The organism is Pseudomonas sp. TWP3-1, from assembly GCF_049896625.1.
In the GTDB taxonomy this organism is placed as follows: Bacteria; Pseudomonadota; Gammaproteobacteria; order Pseudomonadales; family Pseudomonadaceae; genus Aquipseudomonas.
Genome location: NZ_JAFCUQ010000012.1, coordinates 105,327 through 127,289 on the forward strand (window position 1 = coordinate 105,327; position 21,963 = coordinate 127,289).

The window sequence follows — 21,963 nt, forward strand, 5'->3', positions numbered from 1 at the left end:
CATGACCAGTGACCGCCATCAACTCTACTGGGAACGCCATGGAACACCTGGCGCCGAACCGGTGTTTTTCCTGCATGGCGGGCCCGGCGGTCGCTGCAGCCTGCATCATCTGCAATTCTTCGATTTGCGCTGCTTCGACATCATCCTGAGCGACCAGCGCGGCTGCGGTCGATCAATGCCTGCGGGCGAACTACGGGATAACAACACCGGCCTCTGCGTCGAGGACATCGACGCCTTACGCGAGCATTTCGGCTTCGACAAAATCAGCGTGCTGGGTGTCTCATGGGGCAGTTGGCTGGCGATTCAGTATCAACAGCGCTACCCGCACGCGGTGCTGAAAACCACGCTGGTGTCGCTGTTTGTACCGTTTCCGGCCAACGTCCGCGCATACGATCAAGCGCTTGATGCGGAGTTATCGGAAGTCACTTCGGTGCCTGCGCACAAGCGCGCCAAAGAGCTCTATCGGATACTCACCGACGGCTGCCCGACACAACAACACCACGCCGCCATCGAATGGTTGAAGGCGATCATGCGCCGCTCCGGGCAAACCATCCAGGACAGCACCATCGAGGACTTTGCCGACGAACATGCCGTTCGCGCGATCCGTCTCGAATTGCACTATCACTTGAACGGTTACTTCTTCACCGCGAAGGACGAAGACCTGAGCCTCAACGACAACACCCTGATCATTCAAGGCATCCGCGACGTCCACGGCATGGCCAGCGTGCGCTGGTTGCGCGAGCGCATGAACATCCATTGCCGGTTGCTGCACGCAGGGCATAACGCCTTCGAACCCGCCATCCTGAAAACCGTGCGCCGGGCCTTGACACGTGAAATCGAGCGCTAAAAAAACGGCACCTCTCGGTGCCGTTCAGTCCCACAAAAAACGCTTACTTGCGCGCCGCCTCCCACGATTTCAGGAGTTCGTTGTAGCTCACGGTTTCGCCTTTTGGCTTCTCGTTGGCCAGTTTCGGTTTTGGTGCGCCTGGTTGATCGAACCAGTATTGCGCGTCGCGCTCGGGGTTCATTTTCGGACCGCAGGTCGGTTGCACTTTAGAGCGTTCCAGACGGGTCATGATCGCGTCCTGATCCTTGGCCAGGCCGTCGAGTGCCTGTTGCGGGGTCTTGTCGCCGCTGGCGGCTTCGGCGATGTGGCTCCACCACAGTTGCGCCAGACGTGGGTAGTCCGGCACGTTGGTGCCGGTCGGCGACCACTGCACACGCGCGGGGCTGCGGTAGAACTCGACCAGACCGCCGAGTTTCGGCGCGAGGTCGGTCATGGCTTGCGAGTTGATATCCGACTCGCGAATCGGCGTCAGGCCGACGATGGTTTTCTTCAGCGATACGGTTTTCGAGGTCACGAACTGCGCGTACAGCCAGGCCGCAAGTTTCTGTTTTTCAGGCGTCGATTTGAGGAACGTCCACGAACCCACGTCCTGATAACCGAGCTTCATCCCCTCTTCCCAGTACGGGCCTTTCGGCGACGGCGCCATGCGCCATTTCGGCGTGCCGTCGGCGTTGACCACCGGCAACCCCGGTTTGGTCATGTCGGCGGTGAACGCGGTGTACCAGAAAATCTGCTGGGCGATATTGCCTTGCGACGGCACCGGGCCGGACTCGGAGAAGGTCATGCCCGCCGCTTCCGGTGGCGCGTATTTTTTCATCCAGTCGACGTACTTGGTGGTCGCGAACACCGCCGCCGGGCCATTGGTATCGCCGCCACGGGTCACGCTGGAGCCGACCGGATGGCAGTCCTCGACGCGAATACCCCACTCGTCCACCGGCAAGCCGTTCGGCAAGCCTTTGTCGCCGCCGCCGGCCATGGAGAACCAGGCATCGGTGAAGCGCCAGCCCAGCGACGGATCTTTCTTGCCGTAGTCCATGTGCCCGTAGATGCGTTTGCCGTCGATTTCCTTGACGTCTTCGCTGAAGAATTTGGCGATGTCTTCATAGGCCGACCAGTTCACCGGCACGCCCAATTCGTAGCCGTACTTTTCCTTGAACTTCGCCTTGAGGTCCGCGCGTTCGAACCAGTCGGCGCGGAACCAGTACAGGTTGGCGAACTGCTGGTCGGGCAATTGGTAAATCTTGCCGTCCGGCGCAGTGGTGAACGAGATGCCGATAAAGTCCTTGAGATCAAGTGTCGGAGAAGTGAAATTCTTGCCCTCGTTAGCCATCAGGTCGGTAATCGACTCGGTTTTGCCGTAGCGAAAGTGCGTGCCGATCAAATCCGAATCGTTGACCCAGCCGTCATAAATCGTCTTGTCCGACTGCATCGCTGTCTGCAGTTTTTCCACCACATCGCCTTCTTGCACCAGGTCGTGGGTCAGCTTGATCCCGGTGATTTCGGTGAAGGCCTTGGCCAGCACTTTGGATTCATATTCGTGGGTGGTCAGGGTTTCCGAAACCACCTTGATTTCCATCCCGCGAAACGGCTCGGCAGCTTTGATGAACCACTTCAATTCCTCAAGCTGTTGCTCGGCCGTCAGGGTCGAGGGTTTGAATTCACTGCCGACCCATTTTTTCGCCGCATCTTCGTAGGCATCGGCCCACGCGGATGCGCTCAAACCGCTGAGTGCCAGCATGGCTGCCAATGAAATGCTATGTCGCAGCTTATTGTTTTTGTCGAACATAGAGACCTCCTGTTTAAGTTGTGGAGCACAGTTGCCGAGCGATTCGACTAGCCCCAACGCATCACAGCCAACAGCCACACCAGGGACAACGCGGACGCTACCCAGATGCTCCAGTCGGTGACGCCGATTACCAGCAAATGCAGGTAGGCGCTGCCGAGAAGACCGATAAACAAGCGATCGCCACGGGTAGTGGCAATCGGCAAAAATCCGCGCCGCAGAATGCTCGGCGAGCGCAGTTCCCAAGTGGTCATGCCCACCAGGATCAAACCAATCACAATGAAAAATATGGCCGTGGGGACGGTCCAGCTCATCCATTCCATCATCAGATCCTCAGACCCGGCCCAGGGCAAAGCCCTTGGCCACGTGGTTGCGAACAAACCAGATCACCAGCATGCCGGGGAGAATAGTCAACACTCCCGCCGCCGCCAGTACACCCCAGTCGATACCCGACGCCGAGACCGTGCGCGTCATTACCGCCGCGATCGGCTTGGCATTCACCGAAGTCAGGGTGCGCGCCAGCAACAGTTCGACCCAGGAAAACATGAAGCAGAAAAACGCCGTCACCCCGATGCCGGAGCCGATCAGCGGGATGAAAATCTTCACGAAAAACTTGGGAAAACTGTAGCCGTCGATATAGGCGGTTTCGTCGATTTCCTTGGGTACGCCGGACATGAAGCCTTCAAGAATCCATACCGCCAGCGGCACGTTGAACAAGCAGTGCGCAAGTGCCACGGCGATGTGCGTGTCGAACAAGCCAATCGACGAATACAGCTGAAAGAACGGCAGCAGAAACACTGCCGGCGGCGCCATGCGGTTGGTCAGCAGCCAGAAGAACAGGTGCTTGTCGCCGAGAAAGCGATAACGCGAGAACGCATACGCCGCCGGCAACGCCACGCTCAGTGAAATAATCGTGTTGAGACTGACGTAGTACAGCGAGTTGAGATAACCGGTGTACCAGCTCGGGTCGGTGAAGATCACCTTGTAGTTCGCCAGCGTGAAATCCTGTGGGAAAAGTGTCAGACCGCTGAGGATTTCGGTATTGCTCTTGAACGACATGTTCAGCAGCCAGTAGATCGGCACCAGCAGGAACAGGATGTAGATCAGCAACGGAATAAGCTTTCTTTTGCTCATGGCCGGGCCTCAGCGGTTGGCATCGTTGTGGGTCATGGCGGTGTAGAACAGCCACGAAACCAGCAGGATGATCAGGAAGTACACCAGCGAGAATGCTGCCGCCGGCCCCAGGTCGAATTGCCCTACAGCCATCTGGGTCAGGGTCTGACTCAAGAAGGTCGTGGCATTACCCGGCCCGCCGCCGGTGAGCACGAACGGCTCGGTGTAAATCATGAAACTGTCCATGAAGCGCAACATCACCGCGATCAGCAGCACGCTTTTCAGCTTGGGCAACTGAATGTGGCGGAACACCGCCCAGGCCGAGGCCCGATCAATCCGCGCGGCCTGGTAATACACGTCGGGAATTGCGCGCAGTCCGGAGAAACACAGTAGCGCCACCAATGAAGTCCAGTGCCAGACGTCCATCACCAGCACCGTCACCCAGGCGTCCATGGTGTTGGCCGCGTAGTTGTAGCTGATGCCCATCGCGTTAAGGCTCGACCCGAGCAAACCGATATCGGCGCGGCCGAAGATCTGCCAGATCGTGCCGACCACGTTCCACGGAATCAGCAGCGGAATCGCCAGCACGATCAACACCACCGACGACCAGCGGCCCTTGGTCGGCATGGTCAGGGCAATGCCAATACCCAGCGGAATTTCGATCAGCAGCACGCACGCCGAGTAGATGAACTGGCGCAGCAGCGAATCATGCAGGCGTGGGTCGAGCAGCACCTGCTTGTACCAATCGGCGCCGACAAAGTAGCGGCTCGACTGATCAAAGATGTCCTGCACCGAATAGTTGACCACGGTCATCATCGGGATCACGGCACTGAATGCCACCAGCAGGAACACCGGCAACACCAGCCACCAGGCCTTGTTGTTCTGCACTTTGTTCATGACAGCACCTCGTTGTCGCCGGCGGTATCGAGCAGGACTTCATCGGCATAGACCATCAGCCACTGCGCCGGAAAGCTGATATACGCCGTGCTCTGCGGCACCGGTTTGTCTTCGGCGAGACGTACTTTCAGCGGCGCGCCATCGAGGTCGAGGGTCATGATCTTGTAGGTGCCGAGGTCTTCGACGTGTACGACCCGTGCCTGCATCGCGTCATCAAACGGCTCGTCCCATACGTGAATGAACTCGGGACGGATGCCGACCTTGAGGTTCTTCCAGTGCCCGTGCTCGATATGCCGTTGCAAGCCTTCGGACAGTGGCAGATGGGTCGAGTTGAAACCGACGCCTCCCGGCTGCGGCTGCACCTCGATCAGGTTCATCCCGGGACTGCCGATGAAATAGCCGACAAAAGTGTGGCTCGGGCGCTCGAACAATTCCCGTGGCGTGCCGAACTGCACGATCTGGCCGCCGTACATCACCGCGATCTTGTCGGCGAATGTCGAGGCCTCCAGTTGATCGTGGGTGACGTAGACCATGGTGATGTTGAACTGCTCGTGGATCTGCTTGAGCTTGCGCCGCAGTTTCCACTTCAGGTGCGGGTCGATCACCGTCAACGGCTCATCGAACAGGATCGCCGATACGTCGTCGCGCACCAGTCCACGGCCCATGGAGACTTTCTGCTTTTCGTCGGCCGTGAGGTTGCTCGCCTTCTTGCTCAGCAGGTTTTGCAAGTCGAGGACTTCGGCAATTTCCTGCACCTTGCTGTGCACTTTTGCCTCGGCCATGCCCTGATTGCGCAGAGGGAATGCGAGGTTATCGAACACGGTCATGGTGTCGTAGACCACCGGAAACTGGAAAACCTGCGCGATGTTGCGCTTCTCCGGCGTAAGGTCGTTGACCTCTTTGCCGTCGAACAAGACTTTGCCCTGGGACGGACTGAGCAGGCCGGAAATGATGTTGAGCAAGGTCGATTTGCCGCAACCGGAAGGACCGAGCAAGGCATAGGCGCCGCCCTGCTGCCAGATGTGATCCATCTCGCGGATTGCGTAATCCTCAGGTCCCGCCGGGGTTTTGCTGTAGCTGTGGGCGAGGTGGTGCAAACGGATCTCGGCCATCAGGCGACCCTCGCGATACGCCGACCCGGTGCTTGCACCAGACGGCCCTGCGCATCGAACACAAACAGTTTATGGGTGGGAATGTAGATACGAATCGGCGCGTCGACGTCGTATTCGTGGACGCCGGGCAGGTGCAACACCAGCAGGAAATGCTCGTTACGCACATGCAGGAAGGTTTCCGAACCGCTGATCTCGGCCACTTCGACGGTTACCGCCAGTTCCAGATCATCGTCGTTGCTCGGCACCAGCGAGATGTGGCTCGGGCGCACGCCAAAACGGAACTCGCCCTCGCCCACCGGGCGCAGATCGACGTTCAACGGGAAGTGCACGAAATTGGCGAAACTCACTTCGTTACCGGCAATCCGCCCCGGCATCAGGTTGATCGGCGGCTCGGAAAACAACTCCGCCGCCAGAACCGATTGTGGCTGGTGATAGACCTCGGTGGAGACGCCGCTCTGGATCACCCGGCCTTCGTGAAGAATGGTCGTAGTGCCGCCCAATGCCAGCGCTTCGTTGGGTTCGGTGGTGGCGTAGATGGCGATGGTGTGCCGGAGCTTGAACAGCTCGCGCATTTCCTGACGCAGCTCTTCGCGCAGCTTGTAGTCAAGGTTGACCAGCGGCTCGTCGAACAGAATCAGCTCGGCGTCCTTGACCAGCGCCCGCGCCATCGCCGTGCGCTGCTGCTGACCGCCGGAGAGTTCCAGCGGGTAGCGCTGGAGAAACTTCTCGATGCGCAGCATCTTCGCGGTTTCCAGCACTTTGCTATGGATCTGTTCGTTGGAAATCCCGGCCTGACGCAACGGTGAGGCGATGTTCTCGAACACGGTCATGGTCGGGTAATTGATGAACTGCTGATACACCATCGACACGTTGCGCAAACGCACCGGACGTTGGGTGACGTCGACGCCGTTCATCAGGACGCGGCCGCTGTCGGGCTTGTCCAGCCCGGCCATCAGGCGCATCAGACTGGTCTTGCCGGACAGCGTGCGCCCGAGCAAAACGTTAAACGAACCGGGTTCGAATTTCAGGCAGGCATCGTCGATCCAGATCTGGCCTTCGACGGTGCGGCTGACGTGCTCCAGGGTGAGTGACATGGCTCGGCCTTTTTATTATTGGAGTCAAGCGACCTGTGCACTAGAGCGACATTCGTGCCAGAAAAGGCAAGCTGTTGATTTGTCGTGAAAATCGCCGAAACGGCGGTTAAACCACCTTCATTGCTGAACACATTTGAACAGTTCAGCGATTGACAATGAACAATAGTGAACAACACTCTATGCACTGCCGCGCCCCGCAGGCGCTGTGCAATAACAATAATAAAAATGCCCTTCAGAGGCTGACTGCCATGGTCGCACCCGCTTCCGCGTTATCCCACGACGCCATCGTCCAGGATTCCTGGTCACGTTGCCGCGCGTTCGGTCTCGATCATCAAAGCACGCCGTCGTTCGATCAACTGCCCGCCGCTGGCATCGCGCAGCTGCTCGAAAGCCATCACTCACTGGTGCAGACCACCCACCAGGAAGTGCTGCCCTACTACGAAAACATTCTGAGCAATTCCAACTGCCTGATCATGCTCGCCGACAATCAGGGCCAGGTGCTGACGTCGTGGGGCACGCAACGCTTTATCGAACCGAGCCTGGCGCGCGGGTTTCAGGCTGGCGCCAGTTGGATCGAACGCGCGAGCGGCACAAACGCGATCGGCACCGCGCTGGCCTGCGAGCAGGCGGTGCATATCGAACACGATGAACACTTCCTCAAAGCCAACCGCTTCATGACCGGTTCCGCCGCGCCGATCTTCGATGCCGAACGCAAGGTTATTGCGGTGCTGGATGTGTCCAGCGACAGCTACCTGCCGCCCTCGCACACCCTCGGCATGGTCAAGATGATGAGCCAGACCGTGGAAAACCGGCTGATCCTCAACCTGTTCCACGGCCAGCACTTTCAACTGACTTTCAACACCGGTTTGAACAACCTCGACAGCCAGTGGGCCGGCTTGTTGATCTTCGATGAGAGCGGCCAAGTGCTTTCGGCCAACCGCCGAGCCGATAACCTGCTGGGCGTGCGGCTGTCGCGGGTCAGTGTCGAGAGCCTGTTCAAGGTGTCGTTGCTGGAATTGCTCAATCAGCCTGAAGGTTTGCCGTTCGCCTTGCAGACGTCTGGCCGCAACCGTTTCCAGTGCATGTTGAAGCGCCCTAAACAGGTGCCGATTCAACCGCGACTGTTTGTTGAACACAAAGTCCCCGCTTCTAACGTCATCAGCCTCAATACCTTGCATTTCGGTGACAGTCGCGTGGAAAAAGCCGTGCGTCAGGCTGAGCGTTTGCTGGAAAAAGATATTCCGCTGCTGATCCACGGCGAAACCGGGGTCGGCAAGGAAGTGTTCGTCAAAGCCCTGCATCAGGCCAGCTCGCGCAGCAAACAGGCGTTTATCGCGGTGAACTGTGCGGCGATCCCCGCCGAATTGGTCGAGTCCGAGTTGTTTGGTTATGAGAAAGGTGCGTTTACCGGGGCCAATCAGAAAGGCAGCATCGGGCTGATTCGCAAGGCTGACAAAGGCACGCTGTTTCTCGACGAGATTGGCGATATGCCGTTGCCGACGCAGGCGCGGCTGCTGCGGGTGTTGCAGGAACGTTGCGTGCAGCCGGTGGGCAGCAGCGAGGTATTCGCGGTCGATTTGCGGATTATTTCTGCGACCAATCGCTCTTTGCGTGAACAGGTGCAGTTGGGTCGGTTTCGCGAGGATTTGTATTACCGAATTGGCGGCTTGACCCTCGAACTGCCGCCGCTAAGAGAGCGCTCGGATAAACAGGCGTTATTTAAACGGCTGTGGGAACAACATCGCGAGCCGTCGCAGTGGGCGGGGCTGAGCCGCGAGGTGCTGGACTTGTTCGAGCGGCATCCGTGGCCGGGGAATTTGCGTCAGGTGAGCAGTGTGATGCAGGTGGCACTGGCCATGGCCGAGGAACAACCGGTGCGGCCGGAGCATTTGCCGGATGATTTTTTTGTGGATCTGGAGATGGAGCCGGTTGAAGTGCCACCGCCACTGGCGGTGGATCTGAATGATGTCGAAGCGTTGAATCGGGAATTGCAGTTGGCCGGGGGGAATATTTCCCATCTGGCGCGGCGGTTGGGGGTTAGCCGCAATACTCTTTACAAGCGATTGCGCCACCCTCACCCCAGCCCTCTCCCCCAGGAGAGGGAGCCGACCGAGGTGTCTGGCGTTTTACATCGACCTGAAAAAACCAGTTGATTATGGATTCAGAGCAAGACTTTCAGGTCCCCAGATTTCGTGAGCATCCCCCAATCAGTCCCCTCTCCAGGGGGAGAGGGCTAGGGTGAGGGGAAATTCCGAATACTGCCAATTATTAATGGACCGCCTCAACCCTCGTAGTTGAGACCGCACCCAATGTACGCAACCCAACCAGCACAACCACCATCATCATCCCCCCTGCACCAATCGCCACGCCAAACCCCGCACGTGCCCCATAAGCATCGATCACCGGCCCCGAAAGCATGCCTCCCAGCGCCACGCCAATGCTGATGCCGGTGGTCATCCACGTCAGGCCTTCGGTGATCCGCGACGGCGGAAGAATGATCGTGCCCAGATTCATTACCACGACCATGGTCGGCGCAAACGACATTCCGGCAATAAACAGCATCAGCGACAGGACATAAACGTCCGTTGAGAAAATCGGCAATACGCCTGTGACGGCGGTAACCAATATCCCGATGAAGAACTGCTTTTCTATCGGCAAGGAAATCCTCAACGCACCAAACGTGAGACCTGCGACCAACGAACCGAGCGCGTAGGACGCAAGGATGAACGTGGCGGATTCGGGCCAGCCCTGTGCATTGGCGAACGCCACAACCGCCACGTCGATCGCCCCACCAATCACCCCCATCGCCAGCAGCGCGAGAACGATGGTGCGCACGCCGGGAATAAGCAGCGTGGAGCCTTTGCTGCCGCGATTGCCCACCACCACTTTCGGTTCGGTCCGGCGCTGCATCAGAAACGCGGTCACCCCGACCGCCAGCAACACAACCGCTACCAGCGGCCCGGCTTCGGCAAAGAAGCTCACGCTCAAGCCAATCGCCAGCGGTGGGCCGATGATGTAGGCCAGTTCAGTCAGCACGGTGTCCAGAGAGAACGCCGTGTGCAACAGTGGCTTGCCACGGAACAGCTGCGACCAACGCGCTCTGATCATCGACGGCATGCTCGGCATCGTTCCTGCCAGTGCCGCCAGAATAAACAGCAGTACGGTGGGCGCCTTGAGGTACACGGCGAGGATCAGCGCCAGCAACATGCCAATGCTGAACGCCGTCACGACGGGCAGCACGCGACTCTGGCCGCGTTGATCCACCAGTTTCGAGATGTATGGGCCGAGCAGTGCATTGGCAAGGGTGAACACACCGGCGACTGCGCCGGCCAGCCAATACACACCGGTCTGCTGCACCAGCATGGTGATGATGCCGATGCCGATCATTGCCTGAGGCAGACGGGCGATGGCGCTCGCGAGCACCAGCCCGGTGGCGCCGGGGGTTGCCAGAAGTTCGCGATAGTGATTGGCCATGATTTTTTTCCCTTTCATGATCGTCGCTGTTCAGCATCCGGCTGAACGCGTGGCCGACATCAAGACGTATGCGGACACCGAAAGCAACCCCCTCACCCCAGCCCTCCCGAAACGTCGGACCGCCCGGAGGGAGAGGGAGCCGACCGAGGTGTCTGGCGCTATACATCGACCTGAATGACCGAGTTGATTATGGATTCAGCACATCAGTTTCAGGTCGATGTATTTCTGAAGCATCCCCAATCAGTCCCCTCTCCTGGGGGAGAGGGTTAGGGTGAGGGCGTAATCTCAGAACAGCACAAATCCCCCAACCAGCAGAAAAACAAAAACCCGCACACGGCGGGTTTTGTCTTCTGCAATTACAACAATCAGTCAGCCAGACGCCAAGTCGTCCCGCCCTTCCCGTCTTCCAGCACAACGCCCATGGCGGTGAGCTGGTCGCGGATGCGGTCGGATTCGGCCCAGTCTTTGCCGGCACGTGCGGCCAGGCGCGCAGCAATCAGCGCGTCAACTTCAGCGGCATCAACCCGCCCTTCAGCGCCGGCCTGCAAGAAGTCATCAGCCTCAAGCTGCAACACACCGAGCACGCTGGCCAGTTCTTTCAGACGTGCCGCCAGACCGGCCGCCGCGTTCAGATCGCTCTCACGCAGACGGTTGATCTCGCGCACCATCTCGAACAGCACGGCGCAGGCTTCGGGTGTGCCGAAGTCGTCGTTCATCACGTTGGTGAAACGCTCGACGAACGCTTCGCCGCCGGCAGGAGCGACGTTCGGCAGGCCTTTCAACGCGTGGTAGAAACGCTCGAGTGCGCCTTTGGCGTCCTTGAGGTTGTCTTCCGAGTAGTTGATCGCGCTGCGGTAGTGGCTCGACACCAGCAGGTAACGCACGACTTCCGGGTGGTACTTGTCGAGCACGTCGCGGATGGTGAAGAAGTTGTTCAAGGACTTGGACATCTTCTCGCCATTGATGCGAATCATGCCGCAATGCATCCATGCGTTGGCGTAGGTCTTGCCAGTGGCCGCTTCGCTCTGGGCGATTTCGTTTTCGTGGTGCGGGAACTCAAGATCGCTGCCGCCGCCATGAATATCGAACGTCTCACCCAGGCAGCAGGTGGACATCACCGAGCACTCGATGTGCCAGCCCGGACGCCCGGCGCCCCACGGCGATTCCCAGCTTGGCTCGCCCGGCTTGACGCCCTTCCACAGCACGAAGTCCAGCGGATCTTCCTTGGCTTCGTCGACCTCGATCCGCGCACCGATGCGCAGGTCTTCGATCTTCTTGCGCGAGAGCTTGCCGTAACCCATGAACTTGCCGACGCGGTAGTACACGTCGCCATTGCCCGGGGCGTAGGCGTAACCCTTGTCGATCAGGGTCTGGATCATCGCGTGCATACCCGGAATGTGATCGGTGGCACGCGGCTCCATGTCCGGCTTCTGGATGTTCAGGCGCGCTTCATCTTCGTGCATCGCGGCGATCATGCGCTCGGTCAACGCTTCGAACGATTCACCGTTCTCGTTGGCGCGATTGATGATCTTGTCGTCGATGTCGGTGATGTTGCGCACGTAGGTCAGGTCGTAACCGCTGAACCGCAACCAGCGGGTCACCAGGTCGAACGCGACCATGCTGCGGCCGTGGCCGAGGTGGCAGTAGTCGTACACGGTCATCCCGCAGACGTACATGCGCACCTTGTTGCCATCCAGCGGCTTGAAAACTTCTTTGCTCTTGGTGAGCGTGTTGTAGATCGAAAGCACGTTCATTCCTTAAGACTGAATCACTGGCCCCACGAATCGCGCAGGGTCACGGTACGGTTGAATACCGGTGCGCCCGGTTTCGAGTCCTTGATATCCGCGACGAAGTAACCTTCGCGCTCGAACTGGAAACGGTCTTCCGGCTGTGCGTTGCCCAACGAAGGCTCGGCACGACAACCGGTGAGTACTTGCAGTGAATCAGGGTTGATGTTGTCGAGGAAACTCGCGCTGTCTTCAGCCTTCTCCGGGTTCGGAGAACGGAACAGACGATCGTACAGACGCACTTCGCACTCGACGCTGGCAGCGGCCGGCACCCAGTGCACCACGCCTTTGACCTTGCGGCCTTCAGGATTCTTGCCGAGGGTTTCCGGGTCGTACGAGCAACGCAGCTCGACGATGTTGCCGTCGGCGTCCTTGATCGCTTCGTCGGCACGGATCACGTAGCTGCCACGCAGACGCACTTCGCCATTTGGCTCGAGGCGCTTGTAGCCTTTTGGCGGCTCTTCCATGAAGTCATCACGGTCGATGTAGATTTCACGGGCGAACGGCAGAGCGCGCACGCCGAGCTCTTCTTTCTGCGGATGACGCGGCAGTTCGAGGTTCTCGACCTGGTCTTCCGGGTAGTTGGTGATCACTACCTTCAACGGACGCAGCACGCACATGGCACGCGGCGCGTTCTGGTCCAGGTCCTGACGGATGCTGAACTCGAGCATGCCGAAATCGACCACGCCGTCGGAACGGTTGGTGCCGACCATGTCGCAGAAGTTACGGATCGACGCCGGGGTGTAGCCGCGACGACGGAAACCCGACAGCGTCGACATGCGCGGGTCATCCCAGCCAAACACGTGTTTCTCGTCAACCAACTGCTTGAGCTTGCGCTTGCTGGTGATCGTGTAGTTCAGGTTCAGACGGCTGAATTCGTACTGACGCGGGTGGGCCGGCACTGGCAGCGCATCGAGGAACCATTCGTACAGCGGACGATGGCTTTCGAATTCCAGGGTGCAGATCGAGTGCGTGATGCCTTCGATGGCGTCCGACTGACCGTGGGTGAAGTCGTAGTTCGGGTAGATGCACCACTTGTCACCGGTCTGATGGTGATGCGCGTGGCGGATGCGGTACATGATCGGATCGCGCAGGTTCATGTTCGGCGAAGCCATGTCGATCTTCGCGCGCAGCACACGGGCGCCGTCCGGGAACTCACCAGCACGCATGCGGGCGAACCAGTCGAGGTTCTCTTCGACCGAACGGTCGCGGAACGGGCTGTTCTTGCCCGGCTCGGTCAGGCTGCCACGGTATTCCTTGGCTTGCTCCGGGGTCAGATCGTCGACGTAGGCTTTGCCGGCCTTGATCAGCTCGACCGCCCAGTCGTGCAACTGGTCGAAATACTGCGAGGCGTAGCGCACTTCGCCGGACCACTCAAAGCCCAGCCATTTGACGTCGCTTTCGATCGCGTCGATGTATTCCTGGTCTTCTTTGGCCGGGTTGGTGTCGTCGAAACGCAGGTGGGTGACGCCGCCGAACTCCTGGGCCAGGCCGAAGTTCACGCAGATCGACTTGGCGTGACCGATGTGCAGGTAGCCGTTGGGCTCAGGCGGGAAACGGGTGACGATCTGCGTGTGCTTACCCGAGTCCAGGTCCGCCTGGATGATCGGGCGCAGGAAATTGACCGGCGTGACAGGGCCGGTCTTGGAATTCGAGGTAGGGTCGACAGTGGGCTTGCTCATAGGATCCTTGAACGTACGTGCGCGGCCGGGACACAGGCCTGACAAAACAAAGCCGCTATCATAGCCGATGCTGTCAAGCACCTGACAGAGCAGGGCCTAAAAGGTATGCATTTAATCGCCGGGATTTGAAAAACAGCCTCGAAATTCGCGCCTGTCACGCTAAACTGCGCACCTTGGCCCTTGCGGGCTGAACCGGTAAAGGGCCTGTAGGTCCCAATACCCACGAATTCCTTATAAAGAGTAGCGATCATGACTCAAGTTAAATTGACCACTAACTTCGGTGACATCGTCATCGAACTGAACGACGAAAAAGCCCCGATCACCGTGGCCAACTTCATCGAATACGTTAAAAAGGGTCACTACGAGAACGTCGTGTTCCACCGTGTGATCAAGGGTTTCATGATCCAGGGCGGCGGTTTCGAGCCTGGCATGAAGGAAAAGAAAGACAAGAGCCCAAGCATTCAGAACGAAGCTGACAACGGTCTGAAGAACGAGAAGTACACCCTGGCCATGGCTCGCACCATGGACCCGCATTCGGCATCGGCGCAGTTCTTCATCAACGCCACCGACAACAGTTTCCTCAACCACACCGCCAAGACCGCTCAGGGTTGGGGTTACGCGGTATTCGGTAAAGTGGTTGCCGGCACCGACGTTGTCGACAAGATCGAAGGCGTTTCCACCACGTCCAAGGCAGGCCATCAGGACGTACCAGCAGACGACGTGATCATCGAGAAAGCCGAGATCATCGAAGCGTGATACTGCTGATTTCAGACTTGCATCTGGAAGAGGAGCGCCCGGACATTACCCGGGCGTTTCTGGATTTGCTCGCCGGACGCGCCCGCTCGGCGAGTGCGTTGTACATTCTTGGCGACTTTTTCGAAGCGTGGATTGGCGACGACGCCATGACGCCCTTTCAGCGTTCCATCTGCCAGGCCCTGCGCGAACTCAGCGACAGCGGCACGGCGATATTTCTGATGCACGGCAATCGCGACTTCATGCTCGGCAAGGCTTTCTGCAAAGAGGCCGGCTGCACATTATTGAAGGACCCGAGTGTCGTGCAGTTCTACGGCGAGCCAGTGCTGCTGATGCACGGCGACAGCCTGTGCACCCGCGACGTGGCTTATATGAAGTTGCGTCGTTACCTGCGCAACCCGCTCAGCCTGTTCATTTTGCGTAACCTGCCATTGCGCACCCGGCACAAACTCGCGCGCAAACTGCGCAGCGAAAGCCGAGCGCAGACACGGATGAAGGCCAATGACATTGTCGATGTCACGCCGGAGGAAGTGCCGCGGATCATGCAGGAATTCGGGGTGAAGACGCTGATTCATGGGCACACCCATCGGCCGGCGATCCACAAGCTGCAGCTTGGTGATCAGGCGGCGAAGCGGATTGTGTTGGGGGATTGGGATCGGCAGGGCTGGGCTTTGCAGGTGGATGAAGGTGGGTTTGCTTTGGCGCCTTTTGATTTTGCGCCTCCGTTGGGGTTGTCGCACGACTGAAGATTGTTACCCCCTCACCCCAGCCCTCCCGAAACGTCGGACCGCCCCCAAGGGGGCGAGGGGGAAAGGGAGCCGATCTCTGTGCTTTTCAAGATTTGAGTTCGACTGGATATTTCAGGTCGATGTAGCTCGAACATCCAACTCGGTCAGTCCCCTCTCCCTCCGGGAGAGGGTTAGGGTGAGGGGCTTTTGATTTTGGCTTTTGATCTTAGTGACCGCTGGCAGCCGGCCCTGCTTTAGCGGCAAACGGCGGCTTCGCCAGCCACACAATCAGTATCAACCCCATAAACCCCCACCCCAACAACGTGAAGTAATCCACAGTCGACAACATATACGCCTGACTCGTCAGAATATGATCCATCTGCGCGTAAGCCGACTGCCCTGCCCCACCCAATGAATTCAAAGTCTCACGCGTGGCCGGCTCATAGGTACTGATGCTTTCGCTCATGTACGCATGGTGCTGATCGGCCCGACGAATCCAGATCCAGGTAGTCAACGACGCCGCAAAGCTACCGCCCAACGTACGCAGAAAAGTCGCAAGCCCGGCACCGTCGGCGATCTGGCTTGGCGGCAAGTCCGACATCAGGATGCTCAGGGTTGGCATGAAGAACAGCGCCACACCGATGCCCATGAACAGTTGCACCAGCGCGATGTGCTGGAAGTCCACCTCGTTGGTAAACCCGGCGCGCATGAAGCAGCTCAGGCCAATCGCCAGGAACGCCAGCCCGGCCAGCAGGCGCAGGTCGAATTTGTGCGCGTACTTGCCGACAAACGGCGACAGCAGCACCGGCAAAATGCCGATGGGCGCCACGGCCAGGCCGGCCCAGGTCGCGGTGTAACCCATTTGGGTTTGCAGCCACTGCGGCAGGATCAGGTTGATACCGAAGAACCCGGCGTAACCCAACACCAACACAATCGTGCCGATGCGGAAGTTGCGGTGGGCGAACAGCCGCAGATTGACCACTGGATGCTGGTCAGTCATTTCCCAGATCACGAACACCGCCAGCGCCACCACCGAAATTGCCGCGCCAATGATGATGAAGTTTGATTCGAACCAGTCGAGGTCATTGCCCTTGTCGAGGATCACCTGCAACGCGCCAACGCCAATGATCAGCGTGATCAGACCGACGTAATCCATCGGCTGATGACTGGTCACCACCGGGCGCTTGGCCAACTGCGACCGCACCACCATCACCGCGAAAATGCCGATCGGCACGTTAATAAAGAAGATCCACGGCCAGCTGTAACTGTCGGTGATCCAGCCACCGAGAATCGGCCCGGCAATCGGCGCGACCACCGTGACCATTGCCAGTAACGCCAGGGCCATGCCGCGCCTGGCGGGCGGATACACCGCGATCAACAGGGTTTGCGTCATCGGGTATAACGGCCCGGCGACCAGACCTTGCAGCACGCGGAAGCCGATCAGTTCCGGCATCGAAGTCGAGATACCGCAAAGGAACGAGGCCAGTACAAACAAGACGGTGGCCCATAGAAACAGCTTCACTTCGCCGAAGCGGCGGCTGAGCCAACCGGTCAGCGGCAGGGCAATCGCGTTGCTCACGGCAAACGAAGTAATGACCCAGGTGCCCTGCTCCGAACTCACCCCGAGGTTGCCGGAAATAGTCGGCAGCGCCACGTTGGCGATGGTGGTGTCGAGCACTTGCATGAACGTCGCCAGCGACAGGCCGATGGTGCTGAGCAACAGGCTGGGCGGCGTGAAAGAAGCGTTATTGCTCATCGCGAATCCTTTGGAACCGGTTTGGCGCTACGGAACGGACTTTTGTGGCGAGGGGATTTATCCCCGTTGGACTGCGCAGCAGGCCCTCTTTTCTGGATCAAAAGCGGGGCCGCTTCGCGACCCAACGGGGATAAATCCCCTCGCCACAGAAGTTCTCACTCACAGGAGGTGGTATCAGCGTTGCGCGGTTTTGCTGGCCGCTGCGCTGTTGTCGTGGATCAATTGGGCGATCATCGCGTCGGCCTCGGCCAGTTGTCGGTCGTAGACGTTGGTGCTGAACGACGCCTTTTGCGGCGGCTGTTGCGCCAGTACCGGGCCGCTCTGGTCATGCAGGTTGACCTCGACCGTGGTCGACAAACCGACGCGCAGCGGATGTTTGGCCAGTTCTTCGGCGTTAACGTGAATCCGCACTGGCACACGCTGCACGATCTTGATCCAGTTACCGGTGGCGTTCTGCGCAGGCAATAGAGCGAACGCGCTACCCGTACCGGCGCCGAGGCTGTCGATGGTGCCGGTGAATTTCACGTCGCTGCCGTAGATGTCCGATTCGATGTCCACTGGCTGACCGATGCGCATGTCACGCAGCTGGGTTTCCTTGAAGTTGGCGTCGATCCACAGTTGATCCAGCGGAATCACCGCCATCAGCGCGGTGCCCGGCTGTACCCGCTGACCCAGTTGCACGGTGCGTTTGGCAACGTAACCGGTGACCGGCGCAATCAGCGTGCTGCGCGCATTGGTCAGGTAGGCCTGACGCAGCTGCGCGGCGGCGGACATCACGTCCGGGTGCGACGAAACCACGGTGTCATCGACCAGCGCGCTGGTGGTTTTCAGTTGTTGTCTGGCGTTGGCCAGCGCATTTTGCGCCGAGGTCAGATCGTCGCGAGCATGGGACAGTTCTTCCTGGGAAATCGCCCCGCCAGCCGCCAGATTTTTCCGGCGGTTGAAGTTGTCCTGGGCTTTCTGCACTTCAGCCTGTTGCGCGTTGACCTGGGCTTTCATGCCATCCACGTTGCTGTACAAGCCGCGCACCTGACGCACGGTGCGGGCCAGATTGGCCTGAGCACTTTGCAGACCGACTTCAGCGTCATTCGGGTCGAAGTTGATCAGCACCTGGCCTTCATGCACCAGATCGCCATCATCGGCACCGATGCTCACCACGGTGCCCGTCACCAGCGGCGTGATCTCGACCACGTTACCGTTGACGTAGGCATCATCGGTGCTTTCGTTCCAGCGCCCGATAAATTCGTGATACGCCCACACGCCGGCAATGGCGAGCAGCACCACAACGGCCAGCGTCAGCAGCATCACTTTGCGTTTGCGCGGGTTGCCGGTGTCGGGGGTGTTGTCTTGAGCTTGAGTGTTTTCGGCAGTGGCCATGACAGATACCTTGAATTAGTTGTGCGGCGTGGCTGGGGTGGCGTTGGCTGCGGTCAGGGTTTCACCCTGGAAGCCGCCGCCCAGCGCTTGCATCAGTTGAATCGACAGATCGATCTGCTCGGCATTCAGGGTGGCCAGTTGGCGCTGGGCCTGAAGGAGTTGCTGCTCGATGCTCAGTACGTCGAGATAGTTGCCGATGCCGGAACCGTAGCGCTGGACCACGGTGTTGTAAGAATCCTGGGCGATCTCGGTCGCGTGTTGCTGAGCGCCGATCTGCCGGCCGATGTCACGCAACTGGTTAATCGTGTCGCTGACATCGCCGAGGGCTTTCACCAGGTTTTTGTTGTATTGCGCCACCGCCAGATCGTAATCGGCGTCACGCGCATCGAGGTTGGCGCGCAGGCGTCCGCCGTCGAAGATCGGCACCGAAATGGTCGGCGCGATGTTGAAGAAGCGACTTGCCGAACCGAACATTGCGTCACCTAACAGCGATTCCGCGCCAGCCGCAGCCGACAGGTTCAAGTTCGGATAGAACTGGGTTTTGGCCGAAGCAATGTCCTTGCTCGCGGCTTCAACTCGCCAGCGCGCAGCGACCAGATCCGGACGGCGACCGAGCAGCTCTGCCGGCAATACCGACGGCAACGCCACGGCGCTGGCCCGGAGGATATTCGGCCGGGCGATTTCATTGCCGCGATCCGGGCCTTTGCCGAGCAGCACGGCCAAGGCGATCTTGGCGCTGTTCAGGCGTTTTTCCGCATCGATCAGGCTGGCTTCGGAGCTGGCTTCGAGGCTTTGCGTCTGCTGGAACTGGTAGTTGCTGTCGATCCCCGAACTGAGGCGACGCTGACTCAAATCGAGCATTTGTTTGGTGCGCTTGAGATCGTCGTTGGCCAGGTCATACACGATGTGCGCCTGGCCGAGATCGCTGTAGGCTCGGGCGACGTCGGCGGCGAGCGTCAACTGCGCAGCCTGACGGTCGATTTCAGCGGCACGCGCTTCACCGAGCGCGGCTTCCCACGCATCACGCTGGCCGCCCCACAGGTCGAAGTTGTAATTGAAACCCGCGCTGATATTACGCACGGTGGCGTAAGCATCGCCTTGCCCGCGCGGGTCCTGATCCTTGGCCAGACGCGAGCGGGTAATCCCGGCGCTGGCATCGAGGGTCGGATAGCGCGCGGCATCGGCGGCATACGCGGCGGCGTTGGCCTGATGCGCGCGAGCGCTGGCGATCTGCATGTCCGGGCTGTCGCGCAGGGCTTCGCGGATCAGACCGTCGAGCTGCGGATCGCCGAGGCTGGTCCACCAATCGCTTTTCGGCCAGGCGGCCGGCGACAGGGTTACGCCGCTGAGCGATTGCCCGGTTTTCAGGGTCTTCGCATCGAGGTTGCTGTTGCTGGTATCGAGGCCGCTGTAATTGGCGCAACCGGCGAGGATCATCGCCGACAGCAGCAGTGTCAGGCTGCTGCGCAAGGTTTTACCGCTCATTGTGTTCACCTAAGCGCTGGATAGTGATCGGGTCACCGGCTGCCAGCAGAATTTTCTTGAGGAGGTACTCCAGGGTTTTCAATTCTTCCCGGGAGATGGCGCCGGCCAGTTCATTCATGGCGTCGGCGCCGATGTGTGGCAGGCGATCGGCCAGTTGCTGGCCTAGTTCAGTCAGTTTGAGTTGCACCTGACGGCGATCGCCTTCGCTGCGCTGGCGCACCAGAAAGCCCTTCTGCTCCAGACGATCGAGCATGCGCGTCATCGAACCGCTGTCCAGCGACAGGTGCCGGCACAGCTCGGCCGGGGTGTCGACGCCGAACTGGGCCATGATGATCAACACCTTGAACTGCGCGGCGGTGATGCCGTGGGGTTCCATGTGGGTGTCGATGATCCGGTCTTTGAGCAACGCCGCACGACCGAGCAGCAGGCCGAGATGGCAATGCTTGAATTCGTCTGGGGTGAAATGCTTCATGTGCGCACCTGATAACTGCCTAGGCAGTGAATGTATGTCGGGATGTTACTGCCTAGGCAGCGAATGTCAACGTAATAGTTAGCAGGCTTGGTAATTAGCTGGCTAATGGGCTGGGGTTTTGTGGTGCATAAGAGGACGCCATCGCTGGCAAGCCAGCTCCCACAGGTTTTTGTGGCGTACGTGAATTTTGCGTACGACACACACCCTTGTGGGAGCTGGCTTGCCAGCGATTGCAGCGACTCGGATCAGGATTTGTCGGAGGGATTGTCCACGGATGGCGGTTGCACGGGATGCACGTCGCGGCCACGCAACGCCGTTGCCACATAACCGCAAGCGCGCTTGGCTCCCGCGAAAATGCCGTGCCAGCCCGGCGGTGCCGGTTCGATGGCGGCGTGCAGCGCCCGCGCGTAATCCAGCACCAGCCCCGGCGTCCACGCCATGGCCTCTGCGCGCTTGCGCACTTGCGCCGCGACCCAGAATTCCGGGCTGATGATGATCCGGGCGAAATCGAGCATGCTCGAATGACCGCGATTCATCGCGCCTTCCAGCGCCGCTTCAAGGCTATGCGCAACCGCGCTGGAACAGTTACGGCTGGTCAGGTTGTAAGTGCTGTTCTGCCGATAATTCGCCCAAAACGCATTCAGTCGCCGGGCGTCGTAGTGGGCAAAACTGACCTGCACCGATGACGGACACCAGTCCCCGACCTCGCTGGCGTAGTCAGGCAAAAACCTGCCCGGCACATCGTTGTTCGGCGTCGCCCGCAACAGCCGCACAAAATCTCCCGCCGAGCGATCAATGTCATCCTGCGGGTAGTGGCTGATATAAATGTCCGGCCCACATTCCAGTGCCGCATGGCCGGCGGAAATCACGCCATTGATATCAACCGCGGCGATGTAGCGATTGAGCAGCCGATTGCGCACCAGAGTGTCGTCAACCGTGCCGCTGGGGGTCCAGACATGGATCACCAGCGCATCGCTGCAGGCTGGCGCACTGACCGCGGAAGGCGTGACGAACGACTGCCAGTTTTTGAAGCGCCACGCCTGGCGAAACAACGCGCAGCCCGAAAGGAAAATGCTCATGCCAATGCAGAACGGCACCGTGCCCTTGTACAGCGTCGGATACGGTTCAAGGATGAACAGGCCAAAGCCGATTTCGAACAACCCGGTCAGCAATGACACTGGCCAACCGACAAACCGTACCACCATCGCAGCCGCCAGACGAAACCCGCCATCGATCAGGAACGCCCCGCCAAACAGCAGCGCCAGAATCAGCCCGGCGGCGTGTTGCCGGTCGACGATCAGCAGCCCCAGCACCAGGAACACCAGACCTCGCCCCTTGCGCAATGCCGCAGCCGTGCCGGTTCGCGGAGCCGGCACCAGCAGAATGATCAGCGCTTCAAGCAGCAACAGGTAGCCGAATACATGCAGCGGAAAGTACAGCACGCCGTCCAGCGCATCGATGAAGATCGCCACACCGGCCGCGCCCCAGACGATGCCGGTCAGGGCCAGCGCTGACCAGCGTTTGCGGACAAAGTCGTTGCCGAGCAAGACCATACTCAAGCGGATCATAGGCTCCCCGTAAGCTCCGGGCACCGGCAAGCGGC

Annotated in this window: 18 protein-coding genes; 4 read left to right on the forward strand and 14 right to left on the reverse strand. The window is 59.4% G+C overall.

Translation table 11 applies throughout. From position 1 onward, the window contains the following. Position 1: 1 nt before the first annotated feature. Positions 2 to 847 (forward strand): alpha/beta fold hydrolase, encoded by an 846-nt coding sequence (locus ACP7BN_RS17490; protein WP_426205415.1) that lies wholly within the window; start codon positions 2 to 4, stop codon positions 845 to 847. A gap of 43 nt (positions 848 to 890) precedes the next feature. Here the strand turns inward: ACP7BN_RS17490 and ACP7BN_RS17495 are convergent, their stop codons facing one another. Genes ACP7BN_RS17495 through ACP7BN_RS17520 form a run of 6 tightly spaced genes read right to left on the reverse strand, consistent with a single transcriptional unit; the run spans position 891 to position 6,846 of the window. Then, a complete protein-coding gene (locus ACP7BN_RS17495; protein ID WP_420648994.1) occupies positions 891 to 2,633 on the reverse strand; it encodes an extracellular solute-binding protein in 1,743 nt (580 codons plus the stop codon). Positions 2,634 to 2,680: 47 nt separating this feature from the next. Continuing rightward, positions 2,681 to 2,953 carry a DUF2160 domain-containing protein gene (locus ACP7BN_RS17500; RefSeq protein WP_426205416.1) on the reverse strand — a complete coding sequence of 91 codons (273 nt, stop codon included), beginning with the start codon at positions 2,951 to 2,953 and terminating at the stop codon, positions 2,681 to 2,683. A 10-nt stretch (positions 2,954 to 2,963) separates the two neighbouring features. Further along, positions 2,964 to 3,764 carry a carbohydrate ABC transporter permease gene (locus ACP7BN_RS17505; RefSeq protein WP_426205417.1) on the reverse strand — a complete coding sequence of 267 codons (801 nt, stop codon included), beginning with the start codon at positions 3,762 to 3,764 and terminating at the stop codon, positions 2,964 to 2,966. A 9-nt stretch (positions 3,765 to 3,773) separates the two neighbouring features. Beyond that, positions 3,774 to 4,640 (reverse strand): carbohydrate ABC transporter permease, encoded by an 867-nt coding sequence (locus ACP7BN_RS17510; protein ID WP_420648997.1) that lies wholly within the window; start codon positions 4,638 to 4,640, stop codon positions 3,774 to 3,776. Further along, positions 4,637 to 5,752 carry an ABC transporter ATP-binding protein gene (locus tag ACP7BN_RS17515; RefSeq protein ID WP_426205418.1) on the reverse strand — a complete coding sequence of 372 codons (1,116 nt, stop codon included), beginning with the start codon at positions 5,750 to 5,752 and terminating at the stop codon, positions 4,637 to 4,639. Before ACP7BN_RS17515 ends, ACP7BN_RS17510 begins: the two co-directional genes overlap by 4 nt. Next, positions 5,752 to 6,846 carry an ABC transporter ATP-binding protein gene (locus ACP7BN_RS17520; protein WP_426205419.1) on the reverse strand — a complete coding sequence of 365 codons (1,095 nt, stop codon included), beginning with the start codon at positions 6,844 to 6,846 and terminating at the stop codon, positions 5,752 to 5,754. The genes ACP7BN_RS17515 and ACP7BN_RS17520 overlap by 1 nt, the downstream gene beginning before the upstream one ends. Before the next feature lie 248 nt (positions 6,847 to 7,094). Here ACP7BN_RS17520 and ACP7BN_RS17525 point away from each other — a divergent pair, with 248 nt between their 5' ends. Then, complete coding sequence (locus tag ACP7BN_RS17525; RefSeq protein WP_426205420.1) at positions 7,095 to 8,999, forward strand: sigma-54-dependent Fis family transcriptional regulator; 1,905 nt, start codon at positions 7,095 to 7,097, stop codon at positions 8,997 to 8,999. Positions 9,000 to 9,114: 115 nt separating this feature from the next. On the opposite strand, the gene ACP7BN_RS17530 is transcribed toward ACP7BN_RS17525, so the two are convergent. The 3 genes from ACP7BN_RS17530 to ACP7BN_RS17540 form a co-directional block, all read right to left on the reverse strand. Continuing rightward, the gene (locus ACP7BN_RS17530) at positions 9,115 to 10,320 is read right to left on the reverse strand and encodes an MFS transporter (protein WP_426205470.1); all 1,206 of its coding nucleotides are present in this window, start codon (positions 10,318 to 10,320) and stop codon (positions 9,115 to 9,117) included. 365 nt (positions 10,321 to 10,685) lie between these two features. Further along, positions 10,686 to 12,068 carry a cysteine--tRNA ligase gene (gene cysS / locus ACP7BN_RS17535; RefSeq protein ID WP_420649002.1) on the reverse strand — a complete coding sequence of 461 codons (1,383 nt, stop codon included), beginning with the start codon at positions 12,066 to 12,068 and terminating at the stop codon, positions 10,686 to 10,688. 20 nt (positions 12,069 to 12,088) lie between these two features. After that, on the reverse strand, positions 12,089 to 13,789 hold the full coding sequence (locus tag ACP7BN_RS17540; protein WP_426205421.1) for a glutamine--tRNA ligase/YqeY domain fusion protein: 1,701 nt from the start codon (positions 13,787 to 13,789) through the stop codon (positions 12,089 to 12,091). A gap of 249 nt (positions 13,790 to 14,038) precedes the next feature. On the opposite strand from ACP7BN_RS17540, the gene ACP7BN_RS17545 reads away from it, so the two are divergent. Further along, positions 14,039 to 14,545, forward strand: a complete 507-nt coding sequence (locus tag ACP7BN_RS17545) for a peptidylprolyl isomerase (protein ID WP_420649004.1) — start codon at positions 14,039 to 14,041, stop codon at positions 14,543 to 14,545. Next, positions 14,542 to 15,288 (forward strand): UDP-2,3-diacylglucosamine diphosphatase, encoded by a 747-nt coding sequence (gene lpxH / locus ACP7BN_RS17550; protein WP_426205422.1) that lies wholly within the window; start codon positions 14,542 to 14,544, stop codon positions 15,286 to 15,288. The genes ACP7BN_RS17545 and lpxH overlap by 4 nt, the downstream gene beginning before the upstream one ends. Before the next feature lie 208 nt (positions 15,289 to 15,496). Here the strand turns inward: lpxH and ACP7BN_RS17555 are convergent, their stop codons facing one another. The 5 genes from ACP7BN_RS17555 to ACP7BN_RS17575 all read right to left on the reverse strand — a co-directional run bounded on the left by ACP7BN_RS17555 (position 15,497) and on the right by ACP7BN_RS17575 (position 21,928). After that, positions 15,497 to 17,026: a DHA2 family efflux MFS transporter permease subunit gene (locus ACP7BN_RS17555; RefSeq protein ID WP_420649006.1), complete on the reverse strand. Its 1,530-nt coding sequence runs from the start codon at positions 17,024 to 17,026 to the stop codon at positions 15,497 to 15,499. Positions 17,027 to 17,200: 174 nt separating this feature from the next. Further along, positions 17,201 to 18,403 carry an efflux RND transporter periplasmic adaptor subunit gene (locus ACP7BN_RS17560; protein ID WP_426205423.1) on the reverse strand — a complete coding sequence of 401 codons (1,203 nt, stop codon included), beginning with the start codon at positions 18,401 to 18,403 and terminating at the stop codon, positions 17,201 to 17,203. Positions 18,404 to 18,418: 15 nt separating this feature from the next. Next, entirely contained in the window at positions 18,419 to 19,888 is a 1,470-nt protein-coding gene (locus ACP7BN_RS17565; protein ID WP_426205424.1) for an efflux transporter outer membrane subunit, read from the reverse strand. Beyond that, complete coding sequence (locus ACP7BN_RS17570) at positions 19,878 to 20,360, reverse strand: MarR family winged helix-turn-helix transcriptional regulator (RefSeq protein WP_420649009.1); 483 nt, start codon at positions 20,358 to 20,360, stop codon at positions 19,878 to 19,880. The genes ACP7BN_RS17565 and ACP7BN_RS17570 overlap by 11 nt, the downstream gene beginning before the upstream one ends. Before the next feature lie 245 nt (positions 20,361 to 20,605). Next, positions 20,606 to 21,928, reverse strand: coding sequence for a hypothetical protein (locus ACP7BN_RS17575; protein ID WP_426205425.1), 1,323 nt, complete (start codon positions 21,926 to 21,928; stop codon positions 20,606 to 20,608). Positions 21,929 to 21,963 lie beyond the last annotated feature (35 nt).